General features: G+C 70.8%; 4 protein-coding genes and 3 pseudogenes. 3 read left to right on the top strand and 4 right to left on the bottom strand.

Going from position 1 to position 6,607, the window contains the following annotated elements; genetic code table 11:
• Positions 1-222 precede the first annotated feature (222 nt).
• Positions 223-606: pseudogene (locus VIU94_RS13160) on the top strand (hypothetical protein); the annotation flags it as partial.
• On the opposite strand, the gene VIU94_RS13155 reads toward VIU94_RS13160, so the two are convergent.
• Entirely contained in the window at positions 575-2,644 is a 2,070-nt protein-coding gene (locus VIU94_RS13155) for a SpoIIE family protein phosphatase (protein ID WP_331910934.1), read from the bottom strand. The pseudogene VIU94_RS13160 and the gene VIU94_RS13155 overlap by 32 nt on opposite strands.
• Positions 2,641-3,168 (bottom strand): hypothetical protein, encoded by a 528-nt coding sequence (locus VIU94_RS13150; protein WP_331910932.1) that lies wholly within the window; start codon positions 3,166-3,168, stop codon positions 2,641-2,643. The genes VIU94_RS13155 and VIU94_RS13150 overlap by 4 nt, the downstream gene beginning before the upstream one ends.
• A gap of 506 nt (positions 3,169-3,674) precedes the next feature.
• Here VIU94_RS13150 and VIU94_RS13145 point away from each other — a divergent pair.
• On the top strand, positions 3,675-4,673 hold the full coding sequence (locus VIU94_RS13145) for an AbfB domain-containing protein (protein WP_331910930.1): 999 nt from the start codon (positions 3,675-3,677) through the stop codon (positions 4,671-4,673).
• Positions 4,674-4,817: 144 nt separating this feature from the next.
• On the opposite strand, the pseudogene VIU94_RS13135 reads toward VIU94_RS13145, so the two are convergent.
• Positions 4,818-4,991, bottom strand: a pseudogene (locus VIU94_RS13135) (MerR family transcriptional regulator); the annotation flags it as partial.
• A 40-nt stretch (positions 4,992-5,031) separates the two neighbouring features.
• Between VIU94_RS13135 and VIU94_RS44935 the strand changes: the two are divergent.
• Positions 5,032-5,286 carry a hypothetical protein gene (locus VIU94_RS44935; RefSeq protein ID WP_524540630.1) on the top strand — a complete coding sequence of 85 codons (255 nt, stop codon included), beginning with the start codon at positions 5,032-5,034 and terminating at the stop codon, positions 5,284-5,286.
• Positions 5,287-5,845: 559 nt separating this feature from the next.
• Here VIU94_RS44935 and VIU94_RS13125 read toward each other — a convergent pair.
• Positions 5,846-6,484 (bottom strand): annotated as a pseudogene (locus VIU94_RS13125) (alpha/beta hydrolase); the annotation flags it as partial.
• Between the last annotated feature and the right edge of the window lie 123 nt (positions 6,485-6,607).

The following is a 6,607-nucleotide window of genomic DNA, read 5'->3' as shown; positions in this document are numbered from 1 at the left end:
CCGCCGCCATGGCCGCACCGACCCCGCTCCCATGTGAGTCCTCACGCGCAAACCCGTGTTCATGGCCGCTGATTCGGATCGCTGCCCAGGTGGAGCAGCGCCCCCCGGGCCGCCGGCCGCCAGTCGCCGCTGCAGCCCGCGGTCCGTGCCGCCGTGGTGGACCTGGTGCCTGACCTGGACTCTCGCAGCCGCTGTCGCCGCGCTGCTCCTGGTGCTCCCGCACCCCCCGACATCCGCGCCGCCGTCATCGCCCATACGCGGGTCAACATGCACCGCAAACTGCTCAACATGGCCAAGCTGACCGGCCTGTACCCGCTGGCCGTGCTCTCCGACTGCGTCCTCTACCCCTCACCCGGCCGCTCGCCCCTGGACTTCCTGCCCTACAGCGCCTCCGGCAAGCCCATCCCCGGCGGCTTCCGCCTCGGGCCGACACCAGGCATGGCCAAACTGGAAGGCGTCCGGGAAACGGCCTGGTCGGTCGACCTGACGGAGCAAGGCCTCAACCCCGCCCGCCACATCAAGGGCGGCGACGCCGTCCTCGACGACGGGGGAAGGCTGTGTGAGCGGCCGAGGGTCATGCCTTGGCGTGCGCAGTACGGGCGATGAGGAGGGCGATGTCGTCGTCGGCGGAAGCCGGCACGAGGCGTGCCAGGAGGCTGTCGCACATGGCGTCGAGGGAAGGGCTGGGTTCGGCGAGGGTGTTGGTGAGTTCGGCGAGGCGTTCATCGATGTCGCTGGTGCGGGATTCGATGAGTCCGTCGGTGTACAGCACGAGGACGCTGCCGGGCTCGAGGGTGCGATCTGTGGTGATGTAACGGGTGCCGCCGACGCCGAGCGGGGTGCCGGGCGGCACCTGGAGGAGTTGGACCTCGCCGTCCGGAGTGACCAGTGCGGGCGGGGGATGGCCTGCCCGGGTGATCCGGCAGTGGCCGGTCGCCGGGTCGACGACGATGTACAAGAGGGTGGCCAGCATCGGCTCGGCCAGGTCCTCCAGGGCTTCTTCCAACTGGGCCAGTATCTCTTGTGGTTCGAGGTCGAGACGAGCCAGGGCACGCACGCTGGCGGACAGCCGGCCCATGACGGCAGCGGCAGCGGTGCCGTGGCCCATGACGTCGCCGATCAGGAGGGCGGCTTTGCCACTGGGCAGGCGCAACACGTCGTACCAGTCGCCGCCGACCTCGTTGGCGTCGCTGGCGGGCAGGTAGCGGTGGGCCACTTCGATGCCTGGGGGCGGGGTGATGTGCTGGGGCAGCATGCTGCGCTGCAAAGTGACGGCGGTGTCGTGCTCGCGGTGGTAGAGACGGGCGTTGTCGATGCTGATCGCGGCGCGGGCGGCGAGTTCGGCGGCGAGGGTGACGTCGTCATGGTCGAAGGGGCCGAGCGGGCGGGTACGGTAGAAGGTGGCCACGCCCAGCACCAGGTCGCGGGCGACGAGCGGAATCATCATGAAGGAGTGCACGCCCAGTTCCAGCAGCCGGGCGGGCCTGCTCGTATGCCGGGCGGCGGGCGCGATGGCCTCGGCGTCGAGGCGGGCCAGCAGGAACGGATGACGCCCGGCGAGGGCCTGGGTGTAAGGGGCCCCGGCGGGGAAGTCGAGGGTGCGGCCAAGCGGGGCGAGGGCGGAGGTCACCGGGGAACCGCTCAGCGGGGCTTTGCCCAAACGGCGCAGGGCGACGCCGGCGCTGAGCCCCGCGACGGGATCATCGCCGCGGGCGAGAGTATCCAGTACGTCCACGGTGACGGCGTCGGCGAGGCGGGGCACGGCGAGGTCGGCCAGTTCCTGGGCAGTGCGCTCCAACTCCAGGCTCGAGCCGATGCGGATCGATGCCTCGCTGAGCAGAGCCAGACGGCGCCGTCCTGCTTCGGCCTCGGTGTGGGCGCGCTGCTGATCAGTGATGTCCAACAGGGTTGCGATGATCCCGAGGGCCCGGCCGGCGGGGTCCTCGACACGGACGTAGGAGCAGGACCACACGCGGTCGTGTTCGGGGTCGGCCGGGGTGCGGCCGGTGCGGCGGAAGTCCAGGACCGGCCGGCCGCTGTCGAGGACGGCTCGCATCGCCTCCTCCATGTCGGAGGCGTTGATCTGCGGCAGCAGCTGGGACAACCGGCGGCCGATGTGGGCCGACTCCGGCAGGCCGTTCATCTTCTCCATGGCCGGGTTGACCCTCAGGAACCGCAGGTGCGTGTCGAACACGCCGATGCCGATCGGCGAGCGGGCGAACAATCCGTCCCACACGGCCGAGGAGCCACGGATGCGGCGTGCACTGTGGGCGTCGGCGGCGAAGACCACGACGGCGGAGGTGTCCTCATGGCGGTCCGGAAGGGGGCTGGCCCAGATCTCCAGCTCGATCGGGTGCCCGGCCGCGTGCCAGGCGGTGACCGTGCCCATCACGCCTCGGCCGGTGGCTGCGGCCTCCCAGAGCGACCGTCCCAGACTCCGGTCCGCACCGGGATGCAGAAGCTCCGCGATGTGCCGGCCCACCACCTGCTGCGGGGTGTAACCCAGCAGCTCCTGGGCCGCGCGGTTCCACCGCACGATGGTGCCATCCGCGCTGGTGGCCACCTGAGCCACCGCAAGCGCGCCCATCCACCCACCGGCGTCCCGTGCGGCACCGCTGACCAATCCCTCCTCCGGCTCGCTCATGCGCCTGCTCCTCGCGTGGCGGTGTCAGGGCTATGGATCACCATGCCGTAGAGGCGGACGCATGGGTGGGACGCGCTCAGGTGCGAGGCGCCTGTCCCAACCTCGTCCCTGCGCTTCGTCACGACCTCGCGCAGCTGCACAGGGGCGCCATTGTCTGGGTCGAGGAGGGGCACCTGGACGACTGAGATCGGGCCGTGGTCCTCGACCTCGCGCGGGCTGCGCGACGAGAGGGTGAGCCGGTGGAACCGGCGCCGGCAGTAGGCGCTCGGATACAGGTCGGCGATGCTCCCTGTCCTCGCCTCGATCTTGCGGTCGTCAAGGCCCCTCGCCACGGCCGGAAGGTCCGTCCCGGTCGCAGCCCGGCAGGAGAGGTACGGGCGGGGAAGAACGGCGCAGAACTGCTCCCGCAGCTCCTCCCGCCCCAAACGCGTCAGAGAGCGGCGCGACGTCCCGCCGCCCGCGAACAGCAACGGTGCCGCGATCAGCTCCTGCCGCGCCAGGGCGGCTTCCAGCCCGGCGTCCACACCCCCATGCTCCCCCCGGCGGCCCGCGCCCGCTCCCCGAACCCTCCCGCCCGTGCGGTAGGACGAATCGCCCACCGCGATGACCGTGGCGCAAGCGCCCCCCAGACGCGTGCCGCCGTACGTTTTCCGCTGGCAGGCCTACGCCTGCTCGGAAGAACCGGGCCCACCTGCGCGGAGGCGGATCAGCTGCACCGTCCCGGACAAGGCCGAGCGACGCCCGCGAGCGGGCCCGGGCGATCGGCGTGTGGGCGGCGGTGTTCGGGCTGAGCATGGCGGCGGGCCCGGTCACGGGCGGAGCGCTCATCGCCGTCTTCGGATGGCGGTCGGTGTTGGATCAACGTCCCGGTCGTCGTCGCGGCTCTCGTCCTCGTCGCCGTGTTCGTGCCGGAGTCCCGCGGCGAGCGTGCCCGGCGGCTCGACGTGCCCGGCCAGCTCCTGCTCACTGCAGGACTGTTCTTGGCGGTCGCGTCCTCATCGGCTTCACCGCGGCCGGCGGTCTGTGCCTGGTGGACCTGGACCAGAACACGGATATTTCGGTTCTCCTGACGGCCTTTCTCCTCATAGGCATCGGCTTCGGCTTCGCCGACGCGCCGCTCACCAACACCGCCGTGAGCGGCCTGCCGCGCTCCCAGGCAGGCGTGGCCGGGGGGATCACGTCCGCCGCACGCCAGGTCGGTTCGGCGGTCGGCATCGTGCTCGCAGGCGGCCTGGTCGCGTGCGTCGCCCCCACCGGCATCGCCGAGGCATCCCGTACCGGATGGCTGCTCGTGACGGTCTGCGGACTCCTCCTCCTCCTCCTCCTCGCCGCAGCCCTGACCTCACATTGTCCGGGAGCCATCTTCGGCCTGGGCGGCCGGATGCTACACCGGTACCCGCAGGAAGGCATCCATAGCGCCACCATCCGCAGGAAAGGGATGATCCGGGTTGGTGGGGCCGGCCAGGCGGAGGGATGCTGCCCTCGAGGCGTCTTCATGACTGGCGATTCCCGCCGACGGCCGCAAGGAGTACACACGATGAGTTCCTCGCTGAAGTCCTTCAACATCGACAATCACTTCGTCCGGCACGCGAACTTCCTGGCAGAGCTGTCGGCCGTCGCGAGCGACCTGGACCGCGCCGACGCCACCTTCGAAATGGTGAACGGCCTGGCCGACCGCAACCTCGTGTCCTTCCGGTCCGTCAACTTCCCCCTCCACTTCCTGCGGCACCAGGACTTCCGCGTCAAGCTTCACGAGGGGCCGAACACCCCGCTCGTTCCCCCCGGTTCGACGCCCCCGCCCGAACCTCCGGACATGCAGCTGATGCGGAAGGACGCCACGTTCGCCATGATCCCGGGACTCGTAGACCCGAACGCGGTGTCGTTCCGGTCCTTCAACTTCCCCAACCGGTTCCTGCGGCACAGGGATTTCCACCTCTTCGTCGAAGAGGTCCACAGCGACCTGGACCGCAAGGACGCGACGTTCATGGTGGTCCCCGGACTGTCGCCGGAGCCGCCGGGACCGCACTAAGCGGTGTCCGTAAAGTGGGTAACTCGCTACGCCGTTCGTGGTGCTGAGGCATGAACTGACGGCTGAGTCCTGGGCGTTGATCGCTCCGTTGCTGGCGTCGGGCCGGACGGGCAGACCCGTGCGGTCCGACGCCAGGTACGCGATTCAGGCTATGAGCAGTCGGAGGCCGAGGTCTACCGCGTCAAGGTCGGCGAGGTCGCGGTTGAGCTCGGCCCACCGGCCCGAGGCGAGGTCATCGCTGAGGCTTCGTACCGCCCGCTGCTCCGTCTCCGGCCCGACCCTCGTTCAGACCGACACCGCACGGCGCACGCGATCCTCCGACGCACAATGCGAGCGCCTCGCCGCCGGTGGGCGCCGTGTGGTGCGCTACGACCTGCGCGACAGCGGGGAGTCGACGACGGCGGACCCGGAGGCGCCCGCCTACACCCTGCGTGACCTCGCCGCCGACGCGGCCGCCCTTGCCGACGCGCTGGGCGGGGGGCCGGCGCACCTCGCGGGGATCGGCGTCGGCGGGATGGTCGCCCAGGGTGGCCGTGCTGGACCATCCGGGCGCGTTCTCGGCGCTCACCCTGGTGGGCACCCGCGCGGTGGCCCCCGGCCCGCCCGACGATGACCTCCCCGACCACGACCAGGCGACGATGAGCCGGTTGTTCGCGCGCCCGATGCCCCATTGGACCGACCGAGAGGTGGGGTTGCGGACTTCGCCGCTGCCAGCGCGGAGATCCTCGGCGACGGCCCCGTCGCCGCGCGCGCAATCGCTGCGCGCATCTGGGACCGCACCCCCGGCGGCTCACCCCGGTCCAGATGGCAAACCAGATGGGCATGGTGTTCTCCAGGCCCGACTGTAAACCCCGCTGGCGCGAGCGCCTGCCCGAGATCGAGGTCCCCACGCTCGTCGTTCACGGCCGCCGCAACCGGTTCTTCCCCGTCGGCAACGGCGAGGCGATCGCGCGCGAGGCTCACCGCCGCCGGTCCGGGCTCATACCGGCTCCGCGCCCACGCGCGAGGCCGCGACACTTGTACCGACGGCGCGATCGAGAAGCCGGTCGAGGAGTACCTCCTCATCGCCTGGCCGCGGGAACCGACCGACGACGTGACGTACCGCGCAACAGACCAGTACGGTGCGGAACTGCTCGCAGCGAAGCGAGAGACGCCGCAAGCGCCGGCTGCCCTCAAGGACACGCATCCGGGCGACGTGCCTCGTCGAGTACCGCGCGATGGTTGTTCCACCAGTCTCCCGGAAGCCTGACGGCGGCAGAGGAGGCACCGGAGGCGCACACTGGTGATGCGTCAGAGCCGCCAGCCCATTTCCCACCCTGGGCGGTTGGATCCGACCTCGCCTGGCTCACCGTCGGAGGCCCGGCTATTCGATCAGGGCATGAACGCTGATGATCTGGATCGCTTCTAGCCCCGCTGCTCGCGCCCCTGGATCCAGCGCTCTGGACCAGGCGTGCGAAAGAGTCGTCCACTGCCGGGTAGACGAGGACCTGGAGCGCGGGCTGGGGCAGCCCGCGACTGCGCAGGTCGAGGCAGAGCGCCGCCAGACCTCCGCCGGCCGAGTCGCCGCCGACCGCGATGCGGCGGCTGTCGATGCCGAGGCGGTCCGCGTTCTCGACGAGCCAGGCGTGGGCCGTCCTGGTGTCGTCGATGGCGGCGGGGAAAGGATGCTCGGGAGCCAGCCGGTAGTCGACCGAGACCACGACGCACTCGGCGTGGTCGCTGAAGAAACGGCACACTTCGTCGACGCCGTCCAGGCTGCCGACCGTGAAGCCCCCGCCGTGGAGATGGAGCAGGCAGGGCAGGCCGGCCGTACCCGTGCGCGGCGCGTGTTCGGCCGGTCAGTCGTCGATGGATCCCAGCGAGTCGTCCTCCAGGCTGGCCGCCAGCCACTGCTCGACGGCGCTGATGTGGGTGGTCGCGGTGGAGACGGCGAG

The sequence above is a fragment of the Streptomyces sp. genome (genome assembly GCF_036566765.1).
Lineage (GTDB): Bacteria > Actinomycetota > Actinomycetes > Streptomycetales > Streptomycetaceae > Streptomyces.
Note: the sequence above shows the minus strand (reverse complement) of the source record. Positions and strands in the feature narration are given on the sequence as shown.

Bases quoted from the DNA above. Each gene is read 5' to 3' on its own strand.
- VIU94_RS13155 (WP_331910934.1), bottom strand. From the start codon at position 2,644: ATGAGCGAGCCGGAGGAGGGATTGGTCAGCGGTGCCGCACGGGACGCC.